This is a genomic window from Pseudomonas sp. RtIB026 (genome assembly GCF_016861355.2).
Taxonomy (GTDB): Bacteria; Pseudomonadota; Gammaproteobacteria; order Pseudomonadales; family Pseudomonadaceae; genus Aquipseudomonas; species Aquipseudomonas peradeniyensis.
The window spans coordinates 863,298-887,576 of record NZ_AP023348.2 but is presented as its reverse complement, the minus strand read 5'-3'; the positions used below and the strand labels follow the sequence as shown (position 1 = coordinate 887,576).

The 24,279-nt window shown below is 66.3% G+C and carries 23 protein-coding genes and 1 other RNA gene; 18 read left to right on the top strand and 6 right to left on the bottom strand.

The window, feature by feature from the left end:
• Nucleotides 1–9 precede the first annotated feature (9 nt).
• On the bottom strand, nt 10–564 hold the full coding sequence (locus PRtIB026_RS04065; RefSeq protein WP_232854823.1) for a YecA family protein: 555 nt from the start codon (nt 562–564) through the stop codon (nt 10–12).
• Between the two features lie 146 nt (nt 565–710).
• On the opposite strand from PRtIB026_RS04065, the gene PRtIB026_RS04060 reads away from it, so the two are divergent.
• From PRtIB026_RS04060 to PRtIB026_RS04045, 4 genes are all read left to right on the top strand, one after another.
• The gene (locus tag PRtIB026_RS04060) at nt 711–920 is read left to right on the top strand and encodes a TIGR02449 family protein (protein WP_023631616.1); all 210 of its coding nucleotides are present in this window, start codon (nt 711–713) and stop codon (nt 918–920) included.
• Entirely contained in the window at nt 917–1,234 is a 318-nt protein-coding gene (locus PRtIB026_RS04055) for a cell division protein ZapA (RefSeq protein ID WP_203648834.1), read from the top strand. Before PRtIB026_RS04060 ends, PRtIB026_RS04055 begins: the two co-directional genes overlap by 4 nt.
• Before the next feature lie 17 nt (nt 1,235–1,251).
• Nucleotides 1,252–1,431, top strand: a non-coding RNA gene (ssrS, locus tag PRtIB026_RS04050) — 6S RNA.
• A 61-nt stretch (nt 1,432–1,492) separates the two neighbouring features.
• The gene (locus tag PRtIB026_RS04045) at nt 1,493–2,101 is read left to right on the top strand and encodes a 5-formyltetrahydrofolate cyclo-ligase (protein WP_232854822.1); all 609 of its coding nucleotides are present in this window, start codon (nt 1,493–1,495) and stop codon (nt 2,099–2,101) included.
• Nucleotides 2,102–2,108: 7 nt separating this feature from the next.
• Here PRtIB026_RS04045 and PRtIB026_RS04040 read toward each other — a convergent pair whose 3' ends face one another.
• On the bottom strand, nt 2,109–2,264 hold the full coding sequence (locus tag PRtIB026_RS04040; RefSeq protein WP_203648837.1) for a hypothetical protein: 156 nt from the start codon (nt 2,262–2,264) through the stop codon (nt 2,109–2,111).
• 176 nt (nt 2,265–2,440) lie between these two features.
• Here PRtIB026_RS04040 and PRtIB026_RS04035 point away from each other — a divergent pair, with 176 nt between their 5' ends.
• From PRtIB026_RS04035 to PRtIB026_RS04020, 4 genes are all read left to right on the top strand, one after another.
• On the top strand, nt 2,441–2,890 hold the full coding sequence (locus tag PRtIB026_RS04035; protein ID WP_203648849.1) for an EVE domain-containing protein: 450 nt from the start codon (nt 2,441–2,443) through the stop codon (nt 2,888–2,890).
• A gap of 93 nt (nt 2,891–2,983) precedes the next feature.
• Nucleotides 2,984–3,943 carry an HlyD family secretion protein gene (locus tag PRtIB026_RS04030; RefSeq protein ID WP_050703321.1) on the top strand — a complete coding sequence of 320 codons (960 nt, stop codon included), beginning with the start codon at nt 2,984–2,986 and terminating at the stop codon, nt 3,941–3,943.
• Nucleotides 3,940–6,663: a ribosome-associated ATPase/putative transporter RbbA gene (rbbA, locus tag PRtIB026_RS04025; RefSeq protein WP_267813604.1), complete on the top strand. Its 2,724-nt coding sequence runs from the start codon at nt 3,940–3,942 to the stop codon at nt 6,661–6,663. The genes PRtIB026_RS04030 and rbbA overlap by 4 nt, the downstream gene beginning before the upstream one ends.
• Complete coding sequence (locus PRtIB026_RS04020; RefSeq protein ID WP_267813603.1) at nt 6,664–7,773, top strand: ABC transporter permease; 1,110 nt, start codon at nt 6,664–6,666, stop codon at nt 7,771–7,773. It begins immediately after the preceding gene.
• Here the strand turns inward: PRtIB026_RS04020 and PRtIB026_RS04015 are convergent, their stop codons facing one another.
• Complete coding sequence (locus tag PRtIB026_RS04015) at nt 7,774–8,175, bottom strand: flagellar basal body-associated protein FliL (protein ID WP_110734175.1); 402 nt, start codon at nt 8,173–8,175, stop codon at nt 7,774–7,776.
• Nucleotides 8,176–8,332: 157 nt separating this feature from the next.
• On the opposite strand from PRtIB026_RS04015, the gene PRtIB026_RS04010 reads away from it, so the two are divergent.
• The 7 genes from PRtIB026_RS04010 to PRtIB026_RS03980 all read left to right on the top strand — a co-directional run bounded on the left by PRtIB026_RS04010 (nt 8,333) and on the right by PRtIB026_RS03980 (nt 16,258).
• On the top strand, nt 8,333–9,310 hold the full coding sequence (locus tag PRtIB026_RS04010; protein ID WP_203648852.1) for an NADPH:quinone oxidoreductase family protein: 978 nt from the start codon (nt 8,333–8,335) through the stop codon (nt 9,308–9,310).
• A 441-nt stretch (nt 9,311–9,751) separates the two neighbouring features.
• The gene (locus PRtIB026_RS04005) at nt 9,752–10,996 is read left to right on the top strand and encodes an SfnB family sulfur acquisition oxidoreductase (protein ID WP_203648860.1); all 1,245 of its coding nucleotides are present in this window, start codon (nt 9,752–9,754) and stop codon (nt 10,994–10,996) included.
• A 151-nt stretch (nt 10,997–11,147) separates the two neighbouring features.
• The gene (locus PRtIB026_RS04000; RefSeq protein WP_203648868.1) at nt 11,148–12,329 is read left to right on the top strand and encodes an SfnB family sulfur acquisition oxidoreductase; all 1,182 of its coding nucleotides are present in this window, start codon (nt 11,148–11,150) and stop codon (nt 12,327–12,329) included.
• Entirely contained in the window at nt 12,329–13,720 is a 1,392-nt protein-coding gene (locus PRtIB026_RS03995) for an LLM class flavin-dependent oxidoreductase (RefSeq protein WP_203648870.1), read from the top strand. Before PRtIB026_RS04000 ends, PRtIB026_RS03995 begins: the two co-directional genes overlap by 1 nt.
• The gene (locus PRtIB026_RS03990; protein WP_203648872.1) at nt 13,713–14,513 is read left to right on the top strand and encodes a MetQ/NlpA family ABC transporter substrate-binding protein; all 801 of its coding nucleotides are present in this window, start codon (nt 13,713–13,715) and stop codon (nt 14,511–14,513) included. The genes PRtIB026_RS03995 and PRtIB026_RS03990 overlap by 8 nt, the downstream gene beginning before the upstream one ends.
• A gap of 1 nt (nt 14,514) precedes the next feature.
• Complete coding sequence (locus PRtIB026_RS03985; protein WP_203648874.1) at nt 14,515–15,624, top strand: methionine ABC transporter ATP-binding protein; 1,110 nt, start codon at nt 14,515–14,517, stop codon at nt 15,622–15,624.
• Entirely contained in the window at nt 15,614–16,258 is a 645-nt protein-coding gene (locus tag PRtIB026_RS03980; protein WP_203648876.1) for a methionine ABC transporter permease, read from the top strand. The genes PRtIB026_RS03985 and PRtIB026_RS03980 overlap by 11 nt, the downstream gene beginning before the upstream one ends.
• A 172-nt stretch (nt 16,259–16,430) precedes the next feature.
• On the opposite strand, the gene dibA is transcribed toward PRtIB026_RS03980, so the two are convergent.
• Complete coding sequence (dibA, locus tag PRtIB026_RS03975; RefSeq protein WP_203648878.1) at nt 16,431–18,326, bottom strand: phosphodiesterase DibA; 1,896 nt, start codon at nt 18,324–18,326, stop codon at nt 16,431–16,433.
• Nucleotides 18,327–18,477: 151 nt separating this feature from the next.
• Between dibA and desA the strand changes: the two genes are divergently transcribed.
• The 3 genes from desA to PRtIB026_RS03960 all read left to right on the top strand — a co-directional run bounded on the left by desA (nt 18,478) and on the right by PRtIB026_RS03960 (nt 21,394).
• Complete coding sequence (desA, locus tag PRtIB026_RS03970) at nt 18,478–19,662, top strand: delta-9 fatty acid desaturase DesA (RefSeq protein WP_203648880.1); 1,185 nt, start codon at nt 18,478–18,480, stop codon at nt 19,660–19,662.
• A gap of 140 nt (nt 19,663–19,802) precedes the next feature.
• Nucleotides 19,803–20,792, top strand: coding sequence for a GGDEF domain-containing protein (locus PRtIB026_RS03965; RefSeq protein WP_198743396.1), 990 nt, complete (start codon nt 19,803–19,805; stop codon nt 20,790–20,792).
• A gap of 149 nt (nt 20,793–20,941) precedes the next feature.
• Complete coding sequence (locus PRtIB026_RS03960) at nt 20,942–21,394, top strand: type II toxin-antitoxin system PemK/MazF family toxin (RefSeq protein ID WP_203648888.1); 453 nt, start codon at nt 20,942–20,944, stop codon at nt 21,392–21,394.
• A gap of 112 nt (nt 21,395–21,506) precedes the next feature.
• On the opposite strand, the gene PRtIB026_RS03955 is transcribed toward PRtIB026_RS03960, so the two are convergent.
• Nucleotides 21,507–22,832 carry a response regulator gene (locus PRtIB026_RS03955; protein ID WP_232854812.1) on the bottom strand — a complete coding sequence of 442 codons (1,326 nt, stop codon included), beginning with the start codon at nt 22,830–22,832 and terminating at the stop codon, nt 21,507–21,509.
• A gap of 137 nt (nt 22,833–22,969) precedes the next feature.
• Nucleotides 22,970–24,247, bottom strand: coding sequence for a 4-aminobutyrate--2-oxoglutarate transaminase (gabT, locus tag PRtIB026_RS03950; RefSeq protein ID WP_203648896.1), 1,278 nt, complete (start codon nt 24,245–24,247; stop codon nt 22,970–22,972).
• Between the last annotated feature and the right edge of the window lie 32 nt (nt 24,248–24,279).

Sequence of the window (24,279 nt, the reverse complement as noted above, 5' to 3'; positions counted from 1 at the left end):
CCGTTCAGATCAGTGCAGCGATGGCTTTGGCGCGGGCGCGGCGGGTGCGGCCAGCTCCGTGTACAGCAGCAGCGGGGCGACGCGCAGGTACTCCATGACCTCCATGTAGTCGCTCTCGCCGTCCTCGGACTCTTCCAGCGCTTCCTGGACCTGGGAAATGGCCACCAGGTCCTGGAGCACTTCCTTGGCATCGGTGGACAGGTCCTTGCCGCCGGCGTTCAGGCCGAAGCCGGTGATGAAGCCCTGGCACCACTGCCCCAGCGCGGTGGCGCGGTCGCTGAGTGCGGCATCATCGGAAGGCAGCAGCAGGACGATGGCGACGTCCTCGCCGGTCAGCTCGGCCTTGACCATCTCTTGCAGGCCGACCAGGGCGTTGCGCACCGAGTCACCGGGCTCGGTCTCGAGCAACTGGGCGGCATCGGCCAGCCAGGCATCGGCATCGAAGCCGGCGCCGGCGCAACTGCGACCGATCAGCAGGCCATGCAGCTCGGCAGGGGTGACGGGGTGGCCATTGCTCGAAAGCAACATGGCGAAGGCGATGTAGGGCGATTGGGTATTGGGCATGGGCAGCTAGGCGCCAGACGGCGCAATGACTAGAATGGAGACCTTGTATCCTAGCACCGGCAGGCGCGCCAAGACCATCGGCACTGGCCGTCGCGCCCTTGGGGCAGGCATGATCGCCAGGCGAGTGAAGGAATCGAGTGCAACCCATGCAAGAGAACGACCTGCAAGCACTGATGAGCCGGTTCGAGTTGCTGATCGAACGGGTCGAGCAACTAAAGCGGCAAAACGCACTCTTAGTAGCTCAGGAACGATCCTGGCGCGAGGAACGCGCCCACCTGATCGAAAAGAACGAGATCGCCAAACGCAAGATCGAATCGATGATCCTGCGCCTCAAGGCCCTGGAGCAAGACTCATGAGTTCAAGCAATAGCGTCACCGTCCAGATCCTCGACAAGGAATACTCGATCATCTGCCCGCCCGAGGAGCGCAACAACCTGGTCGGCGCCGCTCGTTACCTGGACGGCAAGATGCGCGAGATCCGCAGCAGCGGCAAGGTGATCGGCGCTGACCGCATCGCCGTGATGGCCGCGCTGAACATCACCCACGAGCTGCTGCACCGCCAGGAACGCCCCGAAGCGACCAGCGGCGGCACCACCCGCGAGCAGGTGCGCGACCTGCTGGAACGGGTCGATCAGGCCCTGTCCGACGATCCGGTTAGCAAAAGCGACTGAGATTGGTATACTGGCGCCACTCCCTGGGGGATGCGCCAGTCGGTTATGTCCCTGAGCCGATACGCACAACCACGGGGGTTGCACGCTGGGGCCGGTGTGCATGTCCGCCCGACGGAAAGCCTTAACGCCCCCTGCAATCTCCACCTTGAACTTTCGGGTTCAAGGGCTACACCGATAGCGGTCTTGTCGGGGAGCCTGCATTCAGAACTGCCCGCCTCCAACGGCGGGCTTTTCGTTTCTTCTGGGATCGCCCGTGCCATGACCGACACCGCGCCGCTCACCCGCCCCCAGCTTCGCCGCTTCCTGCGCAATGCCCGCCGCGCACTCACACCCGCCCAGCAACGCCAGGCCGCCGAAGGTCTGTATCGCCAACTGGCGCAGGATCCGCTGTTCCGCCGCGCCCGGCATATCGCCCTGTACCTGCCCAATGACGGCGAGATCGACCCACGCCTGCTGCTGCGCGAGGCGCACAAGCGCGGCAAGCGCGTCTACTTGCCGGTGCTGCACGCCTGGCCGCGCACGCGCATGGTGTTCCAGCGCTTCGAGGCCGGCGAGGCACTGCGGCCCAACCGTTTTCGCATCCTGGAGCCGGTGATCGAACGCAAGCGGCAACGGCCGATCTGGGCGCTGGACCTGATCCTGCTGCCGCTGGTCGGTTTCGACGAGGTGGGGGGGCGCCTGGGCATGGGCGGTGGCTTCTATGACCGCAGCCTGGCCTACCAGGGCCGGCGCCAGACATGGAAAAAGCCCTTGCTGCTGGGGCTGGCGCACGAATGCCAGAAAGTGGAGCGGCTCAACCAGGCGAGCTGGGATGTACCGTTGCAAGGCACGGTCTCGGACCGAGGTTGGTACCTGGCACCGAAGTGAGGTGCGATCAGCGGTGCTGTTGCTGCGCCGGATCAACAGGCGCCTGCTGGTAGGCGGCATCCAGCTTGCGCTCCCAGAAGCCTTGCGCGTAACCGGTGGTGACCACGCCCAGCCCGAAGACGAAGGCCAGGATCCAGAGCAGGTCCGGTTTACGTTGTTTCATTGATCGTCCCCCAAGAACAACTGTCCAGGCTCGGCGGCTTTCTTGATGGCGGCCGGAGCGTATAGCTTAAAATCGGCGCATTTTCCGACAACATGAGTCGCCAGGCAAACGTTGACGCCAACCGACTGTCGGTTTCATGCAACGAGTTATTTCAAACTCTTTCAGGAGCAGCATCCATGGCCTACTGGCTGATGAAATCCGAGCCCGACGAGCTCTCCATCGAAGCCTTGGCACGCTTGGGCAACGCCCGCTGGGACGGGGTGCGCAACTACCAGGCACGCAATTTCCTGCGGGCCATGAGCGTAGGCGACGAATTCTTCTTCTACCACTCCAGCTGCCCGCAACCGGGGATCGCCGGCATCGCCCGGATCAGCGCCGCCGCCTACCCGGATCCGACCGCCCTGGATCCGCACAGCCACTACCACGACGCCAAGGCCAGCGCCGAGAAGAACCCGTGGAGCGCGGTGGACGTCGAGCATGTGCAGACCTTCCGCCAGGTACTAGGCCTGGGCCTGCTCAAGCAGCAGGCGGCGCTCGAGGATCTGCCCCTGGTACACAAGGGCAGCCGCCTGTCGGTGATGCCGGTGACCGCCGGGCAATGGGCCGCGATTCTCGCGCTGAGCTGATTGTGCGGCTATTGTCAGGGGTTTGACCAATATCAACGCGCAAGGAAGCGCGTCGCGCCAGGATAAGGCGTGCTAGCCGCAGGATGCAGACCGATGAATCGAAAAGCCCCCAGAATCTTCGCCTCCGCCTTGGTATTGCTGTTGCTGGCGGCAGGCGGGCTGGGCTACTGGAAGTCCCTTCACGATCGCCTGCCCGAAGGCCTGAGCATGGGTAACGGGCGCCTCGAATCCACCGAGGTGCAGATCGCCAGCAAGATCCCCGGGCGCCTGGCCGAGGTGCTGGTCGATGAAGGCGACAAGGTCACCCGCGGCCAGTTGCTGGCACGCATCGACACCCGCACGATGGAGGCCCAGCGTAGCCAGGCCGAGGCCGAAGTGCTGCGCGCCCGCGAGAATTATGCCGCCGCCCAGGCCAGCGTGCAGCTGCGCCAGAGCGAACTGTTGCTGGCCAGCCAGGAACTCAAGCGGGTGCGCGAGATCTACCAGCGCAAGTTCGCCAGCCAGCAGTTGCTCGACCAGCAGCAGGCCCGCTACGACACCGCCACCGCGGCCGTGGTCGCGGCCCGGGCCCAGTTGGCGGCGATCAAGGCCGCCATCGGCGCCGCCGAGGCCCAGGTCGCCCAGCTCACCAGCGAGATCGACGACAGCAGCCTGCGCGCGCCCATCGACGGCATCATCCAGCTGCGCCTGGCCGAACCCGGCGAAGTGCTCGGCGCCGGTGGCCGGGTGCTGATGCTGATCGACCCCAGCGACCAGTACATGAACCTCTACCTGCCCGCCGCCACCACCGGCCGGCTGACCGTCGGCGACCAGGCGCGGATCGTGCTCGACGCCCTGCCGGACAAGGCCCTGCCGGCCAAGGTGGCGTTCGTCGCGGCCAAGGCGCAGTTCACTCCGAAACAGGTCGAGACCCGCGATGAGCGGCAAAAATTGGTGTTCCGGGTCAAGCTGCGCCTGACCGAACCAAGTGCCGTGCCCCAGGCCAAGCCAGGCATGCCCGGCGCCGGGTACGTGCGCACCGCCGATGTGGGCTGGCCGGCCAACCTGCAATGAACGCGGCGATCGCCCTGCGGGCCGAGGGTGTCAGCCATCGCTATGGCGACCTGCAGTCCTTGCACACCCTCGCGTTCAGCCTGCCGGCCGGGACCCGCTGCGGCCTGATCGGCCCGGACGGCGCCGGCAAGTCGACCCTGCTTGGACTGATCGCCGGGGTCAAGCGCCTGCAACAAGGCGAGTTGCAGGTGCTCGGTGGCTCGATCCGCCAGCGCCGCCACCGCACCGCGCTGTATCCCAAGGTTGCCTTCATGCCCCAGGGCCTGGGCAACAACCTGTACCCGGAGCTGTCGATCCGCGAGAACATCCGTTTCTTCGCCACCCTGTTCGGCCTGGGCCGCGCCGAATGCGAGCAACGCATGACCAGCCTGCTGCGCGCCACCGACCTGGAGCGCTTCGCCGAGCGCCCGGCCGGCAAGCTCTCGGGCGGCATGAAGCAGAAGCTGGGGCTGTGCTGCGCGCTGATCCACGAGCCGGACCTGCTGATCCTCGACGAGCCGACCACCGGCGTCGACCCGCTATCGCGACGGCGCTTCTGGGAGCTGGTCGAGCAGGTGCGCGCCCAGCGCCCGCAGCTGACCCTGCTGGTGGCCACCGCCTACATGGAAGAGGCCGAGCAGTTCGAGCATTGCCTGATGCTCGACGCTGGCCGCCTGCTGGCCGCCGGCCTCAGCCGCGAACTGGCGGCGGTTACGCCCAGCAGCAAGCTGGACGACGCCTTCACCCACTTCCAGGGCGCCGGCCGCGCACAGCCCGAGCCCCTGCGCATTCCGCAACGCCAGGCCGACGACGGGCCGATCGCCATCGAGGCCCACGACCTGACCCTGCGCTTCGGTGACTTCACCGCGGTGAACAAGGTCAGCTTCGCCATCGGCCGCGGCGAGATCTTCGGCTTCCTCGGCTCCAACGGCTGCGGCAAGACCACCACCATGAAGGTGCTCACCGGCCTGATGCCGGCCAGCGAGGGCAGCGCCAGCCTGCTCGGCCGCCCGGTGGATGCCGGCGACCTGGCCACGCGCAAGCGGGTCGGCTTCATGTCCCAGAGCTATTCGCTGTATGGCGAACTGAGCGCCCGACAGAACCTCGAACTGCACGCCCGCCTGTTCGACCTGGCCAAGGCCGACAGCGCGCCGCGCATCGCCGAGCTCATCGAACGCTTCGACTTAGGCGCCATTGCCGACCAGCCGTCCGGCGCCCTGCCCCTGGGCCTGCGCCAACGCCTGTCGCTGGCCGTGGCGGTATTGCACCGCCCGGAAGTGCTGATCCTCGACGAGCCGACCTCGGGGGTCGACCCGGCGGCCCGCGACGACTTCTGGCGCCTGCTGGTGGAGTTGTCCCGCGAGCAGGGCGTAACCATCTTCCTGTCCACCCATTTCATGAACGAGGCCCTGCGCTGCGACCGCATCTCGCTGATGCACGCCGGTCGGGTGCTGGCCTGCGACACCCCGCTGGCGCTGCAGCGCCAGTTCGGCGGCGAGACCCTGGAAGACGCCTTCGTGCGCTGCCTCGAACAAGCCCAGGACGCGCCCGTCCAGGCGCAGGCCGATGCAGGGTTGGAACAGGCCGCCGCCCCAGCGCCCGCCTTGCGCCAGGCCTTCAGCCTGCGCCGCCTGCTGGCGGTGGCCAGCCGCGAAGGCAAGGAGCTGCTGCGCGACAAGGTGCGCCTGGCCTTCGCCCTGCTTGGCGCGCTGTTCATGATGGTGATCTTCGGCTACGGCATCTCGCTGGATGTAGAGAACCTCGCCTTCGCCGTATACGACCAGGACCAAAGTCCGCAGAGCCGCACCTACCTCGAGGCCTTCCGGGGCTCGCGCTACTTCGCCGAGCAGGCGCCGATTCGCGATGCCCGCCAGCTGCACCAACGCCTGCAACGCTCGGAGATCAAGCTGGCCCTGGAAATCCCGCCGGGTTTCGGCCGCGACCTGCATGCCGGGCGCCAGCCGGTGGTGGCCGCCTGGCTGGATGGCGGCATGCCGTTTCGCGCCGAGACCAGCCGCAACTATGTGGAGGCCGTGCACCAGGCCAACCTTGAGCAGCTGGCCGCCCTCGGCCCGCACCCGGTGGCGCGCCAGCAGCCGGTACGCCTGGAAACGCGCTTTCGCTACAACCAGGACGTGGTCAGCGTGAACGCCATCGGCCCCGGGGTCATGGCACTGATCCTGGCCTTCATCCCGGCCATGCTCACCGCGCTGGGCATCGTCCGGGAAAAGGAACTGGGCTCGATCACCAACTTCTACGCCACGCCCCTGACCCGCCTGGAGTTCCTGCTCGGCAAACAGGCGCCCTACCTCGCGGTGAGCCTGGTCAACCTGGCGCTGCTGGTGGCGATGAACCGCTGGCTGTTCGGCGTGCCGCTCAAGGGCAGCCCGCTGGCCCTGGCCTGCGGTGGCCTGGCCTACCTGCTGGCGACCACCAGCCTGGGCCTGCTGATCTCGGCCTTCACCCGCACGCAGATAGCAGCGATCCTCGGCACCATGATCATCACCAGCCTGCCGACCATCCAGTTCTCCGGCCTGATCGTGCCGCGCTCGTCGCTGGACGGCGCGGCGGCGCTGATGGGCCAGCTGTTCCCGGCCGGCTACTTCCTCGACATTGCCGTCGGTACCTTCACCAAGGCCCTGGGCCTGCGCGAGCTGTGGCCGCAGTGCCTGGCGCTGCTGGGCTTCTTCGCCGCCTTCACCGGGCTGAGCCTGGCCATGCTGAAAAAGCAGGAGGCCTGAATGAGCCGCCTCTCCCACACCCTGCGCCTGGGCCTGAAGGAACTCACCAGCCTGCGTCACGACAGCGTGTTGCTGCTGTTCCTGCTGTACGCCTTCAGCGTGGCAATCTACATGCCCGCCGCAGGCTCCGTGATCGGCGTGCACAACGCCAGTGTCGCGGTGGTCGACGAAGACCACGGCGCCATCTCGCGCAAGCTCGCCGAATCGCTGCAGCCGCCCGAGTTCCAGCCCGCCGTGGCACTGCCGGCGGATCGCCTGGACCAGGCCATGGACAGCGGCCAGTACACCTTCGTGGTCAACGTGCCGGTGAACTTCCAGGCCGACCTGCTGGCCGGGCGCTCGCCGGAGCTGCAGGTCAACGTCGATGCCACGGCCATGAGCCAGGCCTTCATGGGGGCCGGCTACATCGGCCGGATCTTCGAGCGCGAACTGCTGGAGTACGCCGGCCGCGGCACCAGCAGCCCGGCCCTGCTCAACCCGAAAGCCCTGTTCAACCCCAACCTGGAAGGAGGCTGGTTCCTGGCGGTGATCCAGATCGTCAACAACATCACCATCCTGGCCATCGTCCTCACCGGCACCGCGCTGCTGCGCGAGCGTGAGCACGGCACCCTCGATCACCTGCTGGTGCTGCCGCTGACGGCGCTGGAAATCATGCTGGCGAAGATCGCCAGCAACGCCCTGGTGGTGGTGGCCTGTACCTGGATATCGCTTGAAGTGGTGGTCAAGGGCGCCCTGGGCGTGCCGCTGGCGGGCTCCATGGGGCTGTTCCTGGGGGTGACCGCGCTGTACCTGTTCGCCAGCACGGCGCTGGGTATCTTCCTCGCCACCCTGGCGCGCTCGACGCCGCAGTTCGGCCTGCTGGCGATCCCGGTGATCATCCCGATGCTGCTGCTCTCGGGGGGCAGCACGCCGCTGGACAGCATGCCGCAGTGGCTGCAGTGGGTCATGCAGGGCTCGCCCTCGACCCACTTCGTCAGCCTCGGCGCGGCGATCCTGTTCCGCGACGCCGGACTGAACGTGGTGTGGCCGGATGTGGCGGCCCTGGCCGCGATCGGCCTGGTGTTCTTCGGCGTGGCCCTGGCGCGCTTTCGCCGCAGCCTCGCCGCCTGATCACTGCACGATCAGGTTGTTGAACAGCAGGTCCTCGACGATCGGCTTGCCCTCTTCGGACTCCATCACCTGCTGCACCTGCTTCAGGGCTTCCTGGCGCAGTTTTTCCTTGGCCTCGACGTTGCTCATGTTGTCCACGCCCTGCTGGGTGAACAGCGCCACCAGCTGGTTGCGGATCAGCGGCTCGTGGTGCTTGACCGCGGTGGCGGCGGCATCGCCAGTCACGCGCAGGGCGACGTCGGCCTTGAACACACGCAGCTTGGGGCTGCCGTCGAGGGCGTAGTTGCCGACGAAGGGCGGGCTGAGGCTGATGTAGGCGACCTTGGGCTCGCCTTCCTTTTCCTCGGCCATCGCCGCCACTGGCAGCATCAGGGCCAGCACCATCAAGATCCACGCTTTCACGAATTCGCTCCTCAATACAGTTGGCGCCAGCTTACCCAGCGCGCCGGCCAAACCCAAGCCCGGGCTTATGCCGGCTCATCAGGGCCGGCCATGCTCGTTGACCCTGGGGGTGGCCCTCCTACACTTATCGGCCACCACACGCAAAGGAATAGCCCTGATGAAAGCCTTGTTGTGCAAAGCCCTGGGCCCGGCGCGGGACCTGGTCCTGGAAGAGGTCGCCAGCCCCGCGCCCAAGAAGAACGAGATCCTCCTCGACGTGCACGCCGCCGGGGTCAACTTCCCCGACACCCTGATCATCGAAGGCAAGTACCAGTTCCAGCCGCCGCTGCCGTTCGCCCCGGGTGGTGAGGCGGCCGGCGTGGTGGCCGCGGTCGGCGAGAAGGCCGGCGCGCTCAAGGTCGGCGACCGGGTCATGGCCCTGACCGGCTGGGGCGCCTTCGCCGAGCAGGTGGCGGTGCCGTTCTACAACGTGCTGCCGATCCCGGCGGGCATGGACTTCACCACCGCCGCCGCGTTCGGCATGACCTACGGCACCTCGATGCACGCCCTGACCCAGCGCGGCCAGCTCAAGGCCGGTGAAACCCTGCTGGTGCTCGGCGCCTCGGGCGGCGTCGGGCTGGCGGCGGTTGAGATCGGCAAGGCCCTGGGCGCGCGGGTGATCGCCGCGGCCAGCAGCGCCGAGAAACTGGCGATCGCCCAGGCGGCCGGGGCCGACGAACTGATCGACTACAGCCAGGCCAGCCTCAAGGACGAGATCAAGCGCCTGACCGGCGGCCAGGGCGTGGACGTGATCTACGACCCGGTCGGCGGCGCGCTGTTCGACCAGGCCGTGCGCGGGCTGGCGTGGAACGGGCGGTTGCTGGTGGTGGGCTTTGCCAGCGGCACGATCCCGCAACTACCGGTGAACCTGACCCTGCTCAAGGGCGCGGCGGTGCTCGGGGTGTTCTGGGGCGCCTTCGCCCAGCGCCAGCCGGAGGACAACGCGGCCAACTTCCGCCAGCTGTTCGCCTGGCACGCCGAAGGCAAGTTGAAGCCCCTGGTGTCGCAGACCTTTGCACTGGCCGAGGGTGGCGAGGCGATCGAACGCCTGGCGCAGCGCCAGGCGGTGGGCAAGCTGGTGGTGACGATCCGGTAACGCCATACGACGTGGGAGCAACTGTCTTGCCGAGACCTCTCAACTGGCGTGATCTCTGTAGGAGCGGCCTTGCGCCGCGAAAGGGCTGCGCAGCAGCCCCGGGATTTTAGCGGTGTTGCAAAGATCGCCGGGGCCGCGTTGCGGCCCTTTCGCGGCGCAAGGCCGCTCCTACAGGTTGGCGTGATACCTGTGGGAGCATCGCCTGAATCGCGGGGCTAGCCCGCTCCCACGACAGGTACACTTCTATCCATATTCCTAAACGGTAGTTCATAAACTTTTTCTAAACGAATAGGGTATATCGACCGGACCACCGGACCAGCAAACGTCTGTCGCCATCAGCTGAGGCGACGCTTTCAACTTTGTGAGGTTAGGAATGGTCAGGATCACAATCACCCCAGTGCATAACGCCAGGGCATTGAGTGCAGCCAAGGAGCGGTACTGATGTCCAGCCAACCAACTACTACCCGATTCCACAGCGATCTCGACAGCTCGCCGCTGCTGCTGCCGGCCACGGTGTTGCGCAACGACGAAGAGGCTCTGCAGGCCGCCCGCGAACTGGCCGAGGTGGCCCGCCAGCAGGCCGCCAAACGTGACCAGCAGCGCAAGCTGCCCTGGGCCGAGATCGAACAGTTCACCCGCAGCGGCCTGGGCAGCATCAGCGTGCCCAAGGCCTTCGGCGGCCCCGAGGTGTCCTTCGCCACCATCGCCGAAGTGTTCCGCCTGATCAGTGCCGCCGACCCGGCGCTGGGGCAGATTCCGCAGAACCAGTTCGGCATCCTGCAACTGGTCCGCCTGACCGCCACCCAGGCCCAGCAGGAACTGATCTTCCGCTCGGTGCTCGACGGCTGGCGCATCGGCAATGCCGGCCCCGAGCGCGGGACCAAGGACACCCTGACGCTCAAGGCGCGCCTTACCCGTGATGGCGATGGCTATCGCATCAGCGGCGAGAAGTTCTATTCCACCGGTGCCTTGTACGCCCACTGGGTGGCGGTCAAGGCGCTGGACGACGATGGTCGCCAGCGCCTGGCGTTCGTCCGTCGCGGCAGCCCTGGGCTGCGCATCGTCGACGACTGGTCCGGCTTCGGCCAGCGCACCACCGCCAGCGGCACCGTGCTGCTCGACCAGGTGCCGGTGGACGCCGACCTGGTGGTGGACAACTGGCGCCTGCGTGAGGAACCCAGCATCCAGGGCGCCGCCTCGCAGTTGATCCAGGCGGCGATCGACGCCGGCATCGCCGAAGCGGCGATCGAGGACACAATCCAGTTCGTTCGGGAGAAGTCCCGGCCGTGGATCGAGGCCAAGGTCGAACGCAACAGCGACGACCCCTATGTGATCGCCGACATCGGTCGCCTGAAGCTCGAACTGCATGCCGCCGAGGCCCTGCTGCGCAAGGCTGCCAAGGTGCTCGACGAGGTGAACGCCGGCGTGATCGATGCCGCCGCCGCGGCCCGTGCCTCGATTGCCGTGGCCGAAGCCAAGGTGCTCACCACCGAGATCTCGCTGCAGGCCAGCGAGAAGCTGTTCGAGCTGGCCGGCAGCCGCGCCAGCCTGGCCGAGTTCAACCTCGACCGGCACTGGCGCAACGCCCGGGTCCACACCCTGCACGACCCGGTGCGCTGGAAGTACCACGCCGTCGGCGCCTACCACCTCAACGGCACCCTGCCTGCCCGCCATTCCTGGATCTGATCTGATTTCGAGCCTTGGGGCTGCTGCGCAGCCCTTCGCGGGTAAACCCGCTCCCACAGGGATCGCACTGATTCCGATAACAGCGCTGTACCTGTGGGAGCGGGTTTACCCGTGAAGAGGCGCACGACGTCCCCAGGCTCCGGAGAGCAAAATGACTGCATCCATCATCACCACCGACGCCCAGGCCCTGGCCGTCGCCGACGAACTCGCCCAACACCTGCGCCAGGACAGCGCCCTGCGCGACCGCGAGCGCCGCCTGCCCCATGCCGAACTCGAACGCTTCGTGCAATCTGGCCTGTGGGGCATCAGCGTGCCCAAGGCCTTTGGCGGCGCCGGGGTGTCCAACGTCACCCTGGCCAAGGTCATCGCCCGCATCGCCCAGGCCGACGCCTCGCTCGGGCAGATCCCGCAGAACCACTTCTACGCCCTGGAAGTGCTGCGGGTGAACGGCAGCCCCGAACAGCAGAAACGCCTCTACGCCGAAGTCCTCGCTGGCCGCCGCTTCGGCAACGCCCTGGCCGAGCTAGGCACCAAGAACGCCCACGAGCGCACCACCCGCCTGAGCCGCGACGGCGACCACTATCGCATCGACGGCCGCAAGTTCTATTGCACCGGCGCGATCTACGCCCAGCGCATCCCGACCCTGGTGATCGACGAGCAGGATGTGTCGCACCTGGCCTTCGTGCCCGCCGACAGCCAAGGCATCGAGGTGATCGACGACTGGAGCGGCTTCGGCCAGCGCACCACCGGCAGCGGCTCGGTGGTGTTCAACCACGTGGCGGTCCGCGCCGAGGACGTGGTGCCGTTCCAGAGCGCCTTCGAACGCCCGACCACGGTCGGCCCGCTGGCGCAGATCCTCCATGCCGCCATCGACACCGGTATCGCCCGCGCCGCCTACGAGGACGCCCTGCACTTCGTGCGCACCCGCAGCCGCCCCTGGATCGACTCCGGCCTCGACAAGGCCAGCGACGACCCGCTGACCCTGAAGAGCTTCGGCCACCTGGCGATCCGCCTGCACGCCACCGAGGCGCTGCTCGAGCGCGCCGGGGAAATCCTCGACATTGCCCAGGCCGACAGCAACGCCCAGACCCTGGCCGCCGCTTCCATCGCCGTGGCCGAGGCCCGGGCGATCAGCACCGAGATTTCCCTGGCCGCCGGTACCACGCTGTTCGAGCTGGCCGGCAGCCAGGCCACCCTGGCCGAGCACAACCTCGACCGCCACTGGCGCAACGCCCGGGTGCACACCCTGCACGACCCGGTGCGCTGGAAGTACCACGCCATTGGCAACTACTACCTCAACGACGAGAAGCCGCCGCGCCGGGGGACCATCTGATGGCCAAGGAGATCCTGCTCAATGCCTTCAACATGAACTGCATCGGGCACATCAACCACGGTTTGTGGACCCACCCACGGGACACCTCCACGCGCTACAAGACCCTCGACTACTGGACCGACCTGGCTCGCCTGCTGGAGCGGGGGCTGTTTGACGGGCTGTTCATCGCCGATATCGTCGGCACCTACGACGTCTATGGCCAGTCGCTGGACGTGACGCTAAAGGAGTCGATCCAGCTGCCAGTCAACGATCCGCTGCTGCTGGTTTCGGCCATGGCGGCGGTGACGAAGCACCTGGGCTTCGGCCTTACCGCCAACCTGACCTACGAGGCGCCCTACCTGTTCGCCCGCCGCCTTTCCACCCTCGACCACCTGAGCAATGGCCGGGTCGGCTGGAACATCGTCACCGGCTACCTCGACAGCGCCGCCCGGGCCATGGGCCTGGAGCAGCAACCCGAGCACGACCGCCGCTACGACCAGGCCGACGAGTACCTGCAGGTGCTGTACAAGCTGCTCGAAGGCAGCTGGGCCGACGATGCCGTGGTCGCCGACCGCGAGCAGCGGGTCTATGCCCGCCCCGACAGGGTGCGCAAGGTCGAGCACCACGGCGAGTTCTACAAGGTCGAGGGCTACCACCTGTGCGAGCCTTCGCCGCAGCGCACGCCCGTGCTGTTCCAGGCCGGCAGTTCGCCACGCGGGCTGGCCTTCGCCGGCAACCATGCCGAGTGCGTGTTCATCAGCGGCCAGAACAAGGTCGCCACCCGCGCCCAGGTCGACAAGGTGCGCGCCGCGGCCAAGGCGGCCGGGCGCGACCCACAGGCGGTCAAGGTGTTCATGGGCATCACCGTGATCGTCGCCTCGACCGAGGCCCAGGCACAGGCCAAGCACGCCGAGTACCTGCATTACGCCAGCGCCGAGGCCGGGGTCGCGCACTTCGCCAGCTCCACCGGTATCGACTTCTCGCGCTACGAACTGGACGAGCCCATCGGTTTCGCCAAGGGCAACGCCATCCAGTCCGCCACCCGCCAGTTGCAGGAAAGCGCATGGACCCGCCGCCGCCTGCTCGAACAGCACGCCCTGGGCGGTCGCTACGTGACCCTGGTAGGCGACGCCGAGCAGGTGGCCGAGCAACTGATCGCCTGGATCGACGAAACCGGCCTGGACGGTTTCAACCTGACCCGCACCGTCACCCCGGAAAGCTACGAGGACTTCATCGAGCTGGTGGTCCCCGCCCTGCAACGCCGCGGGCGCTACAAGACCGCCTACGCCGAGGGCACCCTGCGCGAGAAGCTGTTCGCCAGCGGCGAGCCGCGCCTGCCCGGCGGACACCCCGGCGCCCGCTACCGCAACACCCCCGACCCTGCCCCGACTGGAGCCCTGCACCATGCTTGAGAAACTGTTCCGGCCCGTCGCGGCCATTGCCCTGGGCCTCGGCCTGTCCGCCGCCGCCTTTGCCGCCGAGCCGCTGAAGATCGGCACCACCGCCGCCTTTGCCATCCCCCTGGAGGCGGCGGTGGAGGAGGCCCATAAACAAGGCCTGGAAGTGAAACTGATCGAGTTCAGCGACTGGATCGCGCCCAACGTCAGCCTCAACAGCGGCGATATCGACGTGAACTACTTCCAGCACATCCCATTCCTGGAAAACGCCAAGGCCGCCGCCGGCTTCGACCTGGTCCCGTACGCGCCGGGGATCATCAACAACGTCGGCCTGTACTCGAAAAAATACAAGAGTCTCCAGGAACTGCCCGAGGGCGCCAGCGTGGCCATCGCCAACGACCCGATCAACAGTGGCCGTGGCCTGCAGTTGCTGGCCAAGGCCGGGCTGATCACCCTCAAGCCGGGCGTGGGCTACAAAGCCACCGAGGACGACATCGTCGCCAACCCGAAGCAGATCCGGATTCTCCAGGTCGAAGCCGTGCAGCTGGTACGCGCCTACGATGACGCCGACCTGGTCCAGGGCTACCCGGCCTACATCCGCCTGGCCAACACCTTCGACGCCACCTCGGCGCTGCTGTTCGACGGCCTGGAGAACAAGGAATACGTGATCCAGTTCGTCATCCGCCCGCAGGAGAAGAACGACCCGCGCCTGGCCAAGTTCGTCGATATCTACCAACACTCGCCGGTCGTGCGCGCCGCCCTGGACAAGGCCCATGGCAAGCTCTACCAGGCCGGGTGGGAAGGCTGACATGGCCCAGGCCAGCGCCCTCAGGGCGCCCATCCCGCCCGCCGAACCGCTCAAGGCCGAGGAAACGGCCCTGCGCCCGGAGGTGAACCAGGCGCACATACGTTTCCTCGGCCTGGGAAAGACTTATCCGGGCCAGGGCCAGCCGGCACTGCAAGGCATCGACCTGAACATCCGCCGGGGCGAGATCTTCGGCATCATCGGCCGCAGCGGCGCCGGCAAGTCCTCGCTGCTGCGCACCATCAACCGCCTGGAGCAACCCAGCCAGGGCCGGGTGCTGATCGACCAGGTGGATATCGCGCCGTTCGACGAGGACCGCCTGGTGGCCTTGCGCCGGCGCATCGGCATGATTTTCCAGCACTTCAACCTGATGTCGGCCAAGACCGTGTGGCAGAACGTCGAGCTGCCGCTGAAGGTGGCCGGGGTGGCCAAGGCCAAGCGCCAGCGCAAGGTGCGCGAGCTGCTGGAGCTGGTCGGCCTGGCGGAAAAACATCACGTCTACCCGGCGCAGCTGTCAGGTGGGCAGAAGCAGCGCGTCGGCATCGCCCGGGCCCTGGTACATGACCCCGAGATCCTGCTGTGCGACGAGGCCACCTCGGCGCTGGACCCGGAAACCACCGCCTCGATCCTCGAACTGCTGCGCGACATCAACCGGCGCCTGGGCCTGACCGTGGTGCTGATCACCCACGAGATGGCGGTGATCCGCGACATCTGCCAGCGCGTGGTGGTGCTCGAACGTGGCGAGATTGTCGAGCAGGGCGAGGTCTGGCAGGTATTCGGTACGCCGCGCCACGACGTCACCCGCACCCTGCTCGCACCGCTGCAGACCAAGCTGCCGGCAGCCTTGCAGGCCAGCCTGCGCGCCCAGCCGGTCAGCCGCGACGCGGCCGTGGTGCTCAAGCTCGACCTGGTCGGCGAGCCGGAGCTGAGCGCCCTGTTCAACGACCTGGGCGGGCGCGTGCGGCTGCTCCAGGGCGGCGTCGAGACCATCGGCGAGCATGCCCTGGGGCAGTTGATCCTGTCCGTGCGCGGCTCGCCGCTGGACACTCACCAATTGCTCGAACGCGCCCGTCGCTGGGCCGCGGATGTGGAGGTACTCGGCCATGTGGATTGATCGCCTGCTGCAAGGCCTGCTCGACACCCTGCTGATGGTCGGCGTGTCCTCGCTGGTCGCACTGCTCGTCGGGGTGCCGATGGCGGTGCTGCTGGTCACCAGCGACAAGGGCGGGATCTTCGAGGCCCCGGCGCTGAACCGGGTGCTGGGCGCCATCGTCAACCTGTTCCGCTCGATCCCGTTCCTGATCCTGATGGTCGCGCTGATCCCCTTCACCCGCCTGGTGGTCGGCACCACCTATGGCGTGTGGGCGGCCGTGGTGCCGCTGACCATCGCCGCCACGCCGTTCTTCGCGCGGATCGCCGAGGTCAGCCTGCGCGAGGTCGACCATGGTTTGATCGAAGCCGCCCAGGCCATGGGCTGCCGGCGCTGGCACATCGTCTGGCACGTGTTGTTGCCCGAGGCCCTGCCGGGTATCGTCGGCGGCTTCACCATCACCCTGGTGACACTGGTCAACTCGTCGGCCATGGCCGGCGCGATCGGCGCCGGAGGCCTGGGGGATATAGCCTACCGGTATGGATACCAGCGCTTCGACAGCCAGATCATGCTGACCGTGATCGTGATGCTGGTGGCATTGGTGGCAGTGATCCAGCTGGGCGGGGACCGTTTGGCCAAGGGATTGAACAAGCGTTGATGTATTACGGGTGTAGGAGCGGCCTTGCCGAGGCGTCGGACCGGCCGGAAAGGGCCGCAAAGCGGCCCCGGCAATTTTTGTATCAACGCTGAAATCCTGGGGCCGCCTCGCAGCCCTTTCCGGCCGGTCCGACGCCTCGGCAAGGCCGCTCCTACAACGGTATGCACAAGGCTTAGCCCCAGTGCAGCTCCGCCGCCGGCACCGGCCGCCCGAACCAGTAGCCCTGCCCCAGCTGGCATTGCTGTTCCAGCAGGAACCGCGCCTGCTCCGCCTGCTCGACCCCTTCGGCGTGCACCTGCATGCCCATGCTCCGGGCCAGGGCGATGATCACCCGCACGATGGCGATATCGTCCTCGTCATGGGGCAGGCCCGCGACGAAGCCCTGGTCGATCTTGAGCTTCTGCACGGGCATCCGCTTAAGCCGCAGCAATGACGAATAGCCCGTGCCGAAGTCATCGATGGCCAATGTCACGCCCAGTTCGCGCAGGCGGTGCAACTGCTCCAGAGCGACTTCAGGGTCTTCCATCACCGCGCTCTCGGTCACTTCGAGTTCGAGCAGCGCAGGATCCAGGCCGGTGTCGTGCAGCGCATCGGCCACCTGCCGGTACAGGTCGCGCTGGCTGAACAGGCGGCTGGAGATGTTCACCGCGACGAACGCCAGCTGTCGCCCCTCGGTCTGCCATTGCACCATCTGCCGACAGGCCTGGTGCAGGACCCAGGCGTCGATCTCGGCGATCAGCCCGGTGCGCTCGGCGATGGGGATGAATTCCCCGGGCGGAACCAGGCCGCGCTGGGGATGCTGCCAACGCACCAGCGCCTCGACGCCGATCATCCGGGCGGTGAACAGGTCGTGTACCGGCTGGAAGAACACCCGCAGCTCCTGCTGCTCAAGCGCACGGCGCAACTCGCCGGCGGTCTCGACCCGCTGCTGGGCATGGGCGGTGAGCTCCTCGGTGTACAGCGCGTAACAGGCGCGGCCGTTGCTCTTGGCCTTGAACAGCGCCGAGTCGGCGTTGCGCAGCAACTGCTCGGCGCTCAGCGCATCGCTGGGGAACAGGCTGATGCCGATGCTGGCACTGATGAACAGGCGGTTGCCTTCGAAGCAGAACGGTTCCTTCAAACGTTCGATGATCGATTGCGCCAGCTTGCCGGCCTGGCCGACCTGCTGGCAGTTCTCGGCCAGCACGCCGAACTCGTCGCCGCCCAGCCGGGCCAGGGTCACGCCACTGCCCAGCACCTCGCGCAGACGCTCGCCGACCAGCTTGAGCAGTTGGTCGCCGATGGTGTGGCCGAGGCCGTCATTGATGCTCTGGAAATGGTCGAGGTCCAGAAGCAGCAGGGCGCAGCCGCGCTTGTTGGCCTGGGCCGCGGCCATCGCCTGCATGGCGCGGTCGTTGAACAGCAGGCGGTTGGGCAGGCCAGTCAGCGGGTCGTGATGGACGAGATAGGCCAGCTCTTCCTCGGTGTGCTTGATCGCGCTGATGTCGCTGAAGACCGCGACGTAATGGCTGAGCGCGCCGCTGTCATCGCGAATGGCGCAGATCGTCTGCCACTGCGGGTAGATCTCGCCACTCTTGCGGCGGTTCCAGATTTCTCCGCTCCACTCGCCCTTCTCGGCCAGGGCGGCATAGATCTGCTGGTAGAACGGCGCGCCATGGCGGCCGGACTTGAACTTGCTCGGGCGTTGGCCGATGACCTCTTCCTGCTGATAGCCGGTGATGCGCATGAATGCGCGATTGACATGCACGATCAGGCCATTGCGGTCGGTCACCAGCACGCCTTCCAGGGTGCTGTCGAACACCGCCGCGGCCATGCGCAGGCGCTCACGGTCCTCACTGCGCAGGCGCGCGCCGATGCCGATGAAGTTCAGCAACCGGGCGCGCGAGACGAAGATCAGCAGGGCGCTGAGCAGCACCCACACCACGACGTTGATCTGACGCCCCACGGTCAGTGCCAGCGGGTCCTCGGTCATGCTGTGCAGAACCCCCTCGGACGCTGCCAGCCAGAGGATCGAGAACACCACGTAGAGCCCGGCCATGCGCAAGGCGTCGCGAACGGAAACAGACATGTCGGGTGGATGAGCCCATGAAAAAGGAAGGGGCATTATAAGGGCTGAAACACCCTGTGACCTCCTATCTAAAAGAGCGACTGGTTTTATTTACCCACCCGGGGATAATGCGAGCGCTGTTCCCCCTGAGTTTTCGAGGGTCTTTCCCGTTATGTGGTACTACGGTCTACTCGACTTGTCGGCCTGGCAACTGGTCGCCGTCACCCTGCTGATGACCCACCTGACCATCGTCAGCGTCACCATCTACCTGCACCGCTACTCGGCCCACCGCGCCCTGGAGCTGAACGCGGGGCTCAAGCATTTCTTCCGTTTCTGGCTGTGGCTCACCACCGCGCAGAACACCCGCGAGTGGACCGCCATCCACCGCAAGCACCACGCCAAGTGCGAAACCCCGGACGATCCGCACAGCCCGGTGCACAAGGGCTTGGGCACCGTGCTGCGCAAGGGCGCCGAGCTGTACCGTGAAGAGGCGCGCAACGAGGAAACACTGCGTATCTACGGCAAGAACTGCCCGGACGACTGGATCGAGCGCAACCTCTACAGCCGCTTCAAGCTCGGCGGCATCGCCCTGATGGCGGTGATCGACCTGCTACTGTTCGGCACCATCGGCATCACCATCTGGGCGATCCAGATGATGTGGATCCCGTTCTGGGCCGCCGGCGTGGTCAACGGCCTGGGCCATGCCGTGGGCTACCGCAACTTCGAATGCCGCGACGCTGCCACCAACCTGGTGCCGTGGGGCATCATCATTGGCGGCGAGGAGCTGCACAACAACCACCACACCTACCCCAACTCGGCAAAGCTCTCGGTGCGCCGCTGGGAGTTCGACATGGGCTGGATGTGGATCCGCCTGCTGAGCCTGCTGCGCCTGGCCAAGGTGCAGCGCGTCGCGCCCATCGCCCATCGCGTGGAGGGCAAGGCGTCGCTGGACATGGACACCGCCATGGCGATCCTCAACAACCGCTTCCAGATCATGGCCCAGTACCGCAAGCTGGTGATCGGCCCGCTGGTCAAGCAGGAGCTGGACAAGGTCGACGCCTCGGTGCGCCACCGTTTCCGCCGCGCCAAGCGCCTGCTCTCGCGGGAGACCAGCCTGCTGCAGGACCGCCACCACGTGCGCATCGAGTCGATGCTGGCCCACAGCCAGGCACTCAAGACCATCTACGAAAAGCGCCTGGCACTGCAGCAGATCTGGGCGCGCACCAGCGCCAACGGCCACGACATGCTCGCCGCGATGAAGGATTGGGTGCACGAGGCCGAGGCCAGTGGCATCCACTCGCTGCGTGACTTCGCCGCCCAGCTCAAGACTTACTCGCTGCGCCCCAACGGCGCCTGAGCACCGTTGATCGGCATGCCCCGCAACGGGGCGTGCCGGCCGGAACTTCCCCCCCGAAAACCGACTCAAACCCGGCATATCGCCCGCGTGGCGGGCCGGACCGTGGCCGCACGCCCATCGTCGAGAAACGTTCCGTGCTCATGGCCAAAGACCTCCCACCTACACCTGCCGGCACTCCCCGCCCAGAAGCCGCCCAGACCCTGCTGGCCTTGCTCCATGCCCAAGGTGAAGTGGCCCGCCTGAGCGAACGCGAGCAGCTGTACAGCTCGCTGCTCGACAGCGTCAACGCCGTGCTCTGGGCCTTCGACTGGGAAACCCGCCAGGTGCTCTACGTCAGCCCCGCCTACGAGCGCATTTTCGGCCGCCCGGCCAGCCTGGTACTGGCCGACTACAACGAATGGCGCGACGCCATCTACCCGGACGACCTGGAGTACGCCGAGCGCAGCCTGGCCCAGGTGCTGGTCAAGGGCACCGTCGAGGACCGCGAGTACCGCATCCTCAATGCCGCCGGCGAGGTGCGCTGGCTCAGCGACAAGTGCTACATCAACCAGCAGCGCGAGGGCGACCAGCGGGTGATCATCGTCGGCATCGCCGAGGACATCACCGAAAAGAAACAGCTCGAAGGCGAGTTGCAACGCCTGGCCACCACCGATGTGCTCACCCAGAGCAGCAACCGCCGACACTTCTTCGAGTGCGCCCAGCAGGCCTTCGACAGCGCCCGCGAGGACGGCACGCCAATGGCCTTCCTGCTGCTGGACATCGACGATTTCAAGCACATCAACGACACCTACGGCCACCAGGAAGGCGACCAGGTACTACAGCGCATTGCCGACAGCGGCAAGGCCGTCCTGCGCCGTGGCGATCAGTTCGGGCGAATCGGTGGTGAGGAGTTTGCCGCCGTGTTTCCCGGCTGCACCGCACAGGTGGCCGAACAGATTGCCGAGCGTCTGCAGCGGGAGATCCAGCGGTTGAGTTTCAGCCATGGGCAGCAGACCTACGGTGTGACGGTTAGCCAGGGGCTGACCGGGCTGACCGACGAAGACGACACCCTCGACAGCCTGTTCGCCCGGGCCGATGCGGCGATGTACAGAGCCAAGCGTCAGGGCAAAAACCAGATTGTCCGCGGATGATCCTTACCTGCCGAACGGTGAATAGCCTGACAGAGGCTCTCTTCTACCGCGCAGGACCCAGGTACGAACTTTCTCTTTTGCCTGTGCGGCCACGTTTCTAGAATCTGAGGATGTCATCCTGAACCCCTGGAACTGTACCAGGGTGGTGTATGGCAATCAGATTCGAGCCTAGGATCGGGCAGTTGCTGGAATGCAACTTCGGTGATTATCGTCTCGAGCAGGGCGGTACCTGCTCAAGCCGCTTTGGCTTCCGATTGCGACCGGAGATGGTCAAGCACCGCCTTGTCGTGGTGATCAACAGCAAGATCAATTCGAACGCCTGCATTGTCGTGCCACTGTCCACCACGAAAGATATGCACAAGGCTGGTCGAGGTTGGCACGTCCACCTTCCTGCCGACCTGATTCAAGACCTTCCATACTTCAAGCAGCAAGAGCGCTGGGCCAAAGCGGATCTGGTCGCACAGGTAAGTCGTGAGCGCCTGTTCAAACCGCGCGCCCTGAACCGAGGGTACCTGGATCAGGTTCTGGACCGTGAGTTAATCGAGCGGATTCAGCGCGCCATGGTGAAAGTCATAAACGCTGGAAGTCTGCTCAAAAATTGACAGATTCCACCGTTTTACCTATCGTGAGTCGCGTAGCCCTTAGAGGCACTCTGCGTCTTATCCCCCTTGAGGGACCTGCAAAAACCCAGCCCATGCTGGGTTTTTTGCCCTCTCAAATCTGTTTTTCCTCTCCAGCGCCTTCAGCTGCGCTCGCCATTGGCACGACCTCCAATTCGCTTTCGGCAGCCTGTGCTTCCTGACGCTCGGCCTCCTCCCGCGCCAGCGCCTCAGGGTCCACCTTGCGCAGCCGCGACAGCTCCGGCAACCCAAGCTTGAGCAAGCGCGCCGTCTTGCTGCTGGCGACCTTCTCCAGCCCTTCGCTGGGCTTGAGCCGCGACAGCTGCCCGGCCAGGTTCATCGCCAGGATCTCCCGGGAGTAGACGCCGCCGCCCAGCTGGTACACCGCGGCGATCAGCTCGCGCAGGTCCAGCGGCAGGCGCCAGCGGGTGCGCAGCGCCGAGCCGAACGGCGCGCCGAATTCGTTGAGCGACAGCTCCACCTGGTCCTCGTCCAGCTCGCCACCGGCCAGGCGCCACTCCTGCAAGGTGCGCAGCACCGCCAGGTCACCCAGGCAGTGCAGCAGCCCCGCACAGTAACAGCGTGCTTCGTCCACCTCGAGCATGCGCGCCAGGGTGCGGCCGTACTCGGCGGTGTGCAGCGACAGGTTCCAGTAATGGGTGGCGTGCCGCGCCAGCAGCGGGTCGGTCAAACGGGCGCTGCGCTTGAGCGTGAGGCCGAGGATGAGGTTCATGCTCTGGGTGCTGCCGAGCTTGTTCAGCGCCTGCAGCAGGGTCTGTACCGGCGCTTCGCGGTGCAGGGCGGCACTGTTGGCGGCGGCAATGAGCACGCCGGTGATCTGCGGGTCGTTGCGCACCTCTTCCTCGAGCACCTTGAGGTTGAGGCCGTGGGGATTGAGGGCACGCTTGACCGCCACCTGCACATCGGCGAACAGCGGGCCGCCATCGGCGCTGGCCCGGCGCTGTTCCAGGTAGGCCGGCAGTTGCGCGCCCGGCTGCAACGGCGGTACCGGGCAGGCGATCTGCTCACCCACCGCCAGCAGCAGGTTTTCCAGGCGCTTGCGCAGGTTATCCAGGTCGAGTGGCTTGCTCAGATAGGCGGTCGGGTGCAACGGCAGCGCCTCGCGCACACTGGCGCTATCGGTGCGGTCACTCATGAGGATGAACGGCAAACCGGGCTTGTCGCCCTTGGCGCGCACCTTGCGCAGCAGATCGAGGCCGTCGAACCCTGAGAGTTCACGGGCGGCGATAATCAGGTCGGGTTTGGCCGCCAGCGCGCTCAGCGCCTCGGAGCCATCGGCACAGACCTGCAGGCGGGCGTCGCAGCGCACGCTGAGCAGCATTTCGCTGAGCATGTCGCGCACCCAGGGATCGCCTTCGGCAATCAGCACGCAGGGGGGGACGGGGTCGACAGCGCTCATGGGCTATTCTCCAGGCTATGACGCGCGATCCATCGCAGCTTCCACGGAATCCTCGTACAACCTTAGCGCCTGATGCCGGCCAACGGCACAAAAAAAACCCGCCGAGGCGGGTTTTTTTCTGAAGCGTGTCACATTTTTCAGGCCAGTTCGGCGAAGCACTCTTCGATGATGGCCAGGCCTTTGTCCAGCAGCGCGTCTTCGGCGGTCAGCGGAACCAGGATCCGCAGGACGTTGCCGTAGGTGCCGCAAGACAGCAGGATCAGGCCCTTGTCGCGAGCCTTGGCGACCACCTGGGCAACGGCGGCGGCGTTCGGGGTGTGGGTGCCTTTCTCGAAGACTTCCACGGCGATCATCGAGCCCAGACCACGGACATCGCCGATGATCGAATGCTTCTTCTGGATTTCACGCAGGCCGGCGGTCAGGCGCTCGCCGACAGCCTTGCTGCGATCCAGCAGTTTCTCTTCCTCGAACACTTCGATCACGGCCAGGGCCGCGGCGCAGGCGATCGGCGAACCGGCATAGGTGCCGCCCAGGCCGCCCGGGGCGATGGCGTCCATGTACTCGGCCTTGCCGCACACACCGGCCAGCGGGAAGCCGCCGGCGATCGACTTGGCGAAGGTGGTCAGGTCAGGCGCGACGCCCATCTGTTCCATGGCGAAGAAGGTACCGGTACGGCCGGCGCCGGTCTGCACTTCGTCGGCGATCAGCAGGATGCCGTGCTGGTCGCACAGCGCGCGCAGGCGCTGCATCAGCTCTTTCGGCGCTGGCAGGAAGCCGCCTTCGCCTTGTACCGGCTCGAGGATGATCGCGGCGATATCACGCGGCTCGGCGTCGTTCTTGAAGATGCGCTCGACCGAGGCGATGGCGTCGTCGACGCTGATACCGTGCAGTTCGCTCGGGAACAGGGCGCGGAAGATGCCGCCTGGCATCAGGCCCATGCCAGCGGAGTACGGCACAACCTTGCCGGTCAGGCCCAGGGTCATCATGGTGCGGCCGTGGTAGCCGCCGGTGAAGGCGATCACGCCGGCACGGCCGGTGGCGGCACGGGCGATCTTCACGGCGTTTTCAACGGCTTCGGAGCCGGTGGTGACCAGCAGGGTCTTCTTGTCGAAGTTGCCTGGGACCAGCTTGTTGATCTTCTCGCACAGCTCGACGTAGGGCTCGTAGGCCAGCACCTGGAAGCAGGTGTGGCTGACCTTGGTCAGCTGCTCTTGCACGGCCGCGACCACTTTCGGGTGCAGGTGGCCGGTGTTCAGTACCGCGATGCCGCCGGCGAAGTCGATCAGTTCGCGGCCTTCGACGTCGATCACCGTCGAGTTCTTCGCGGTATCGACGAAGATCGGGTGAATCTGGCCGACGCCACGTGGGACGGCGGCGACACGGCGTTGCATCAGGGATTCGTTGGTCTTGCTCATAGTGCCCTCAATTGCGCCGGTTCTGCGGCGCT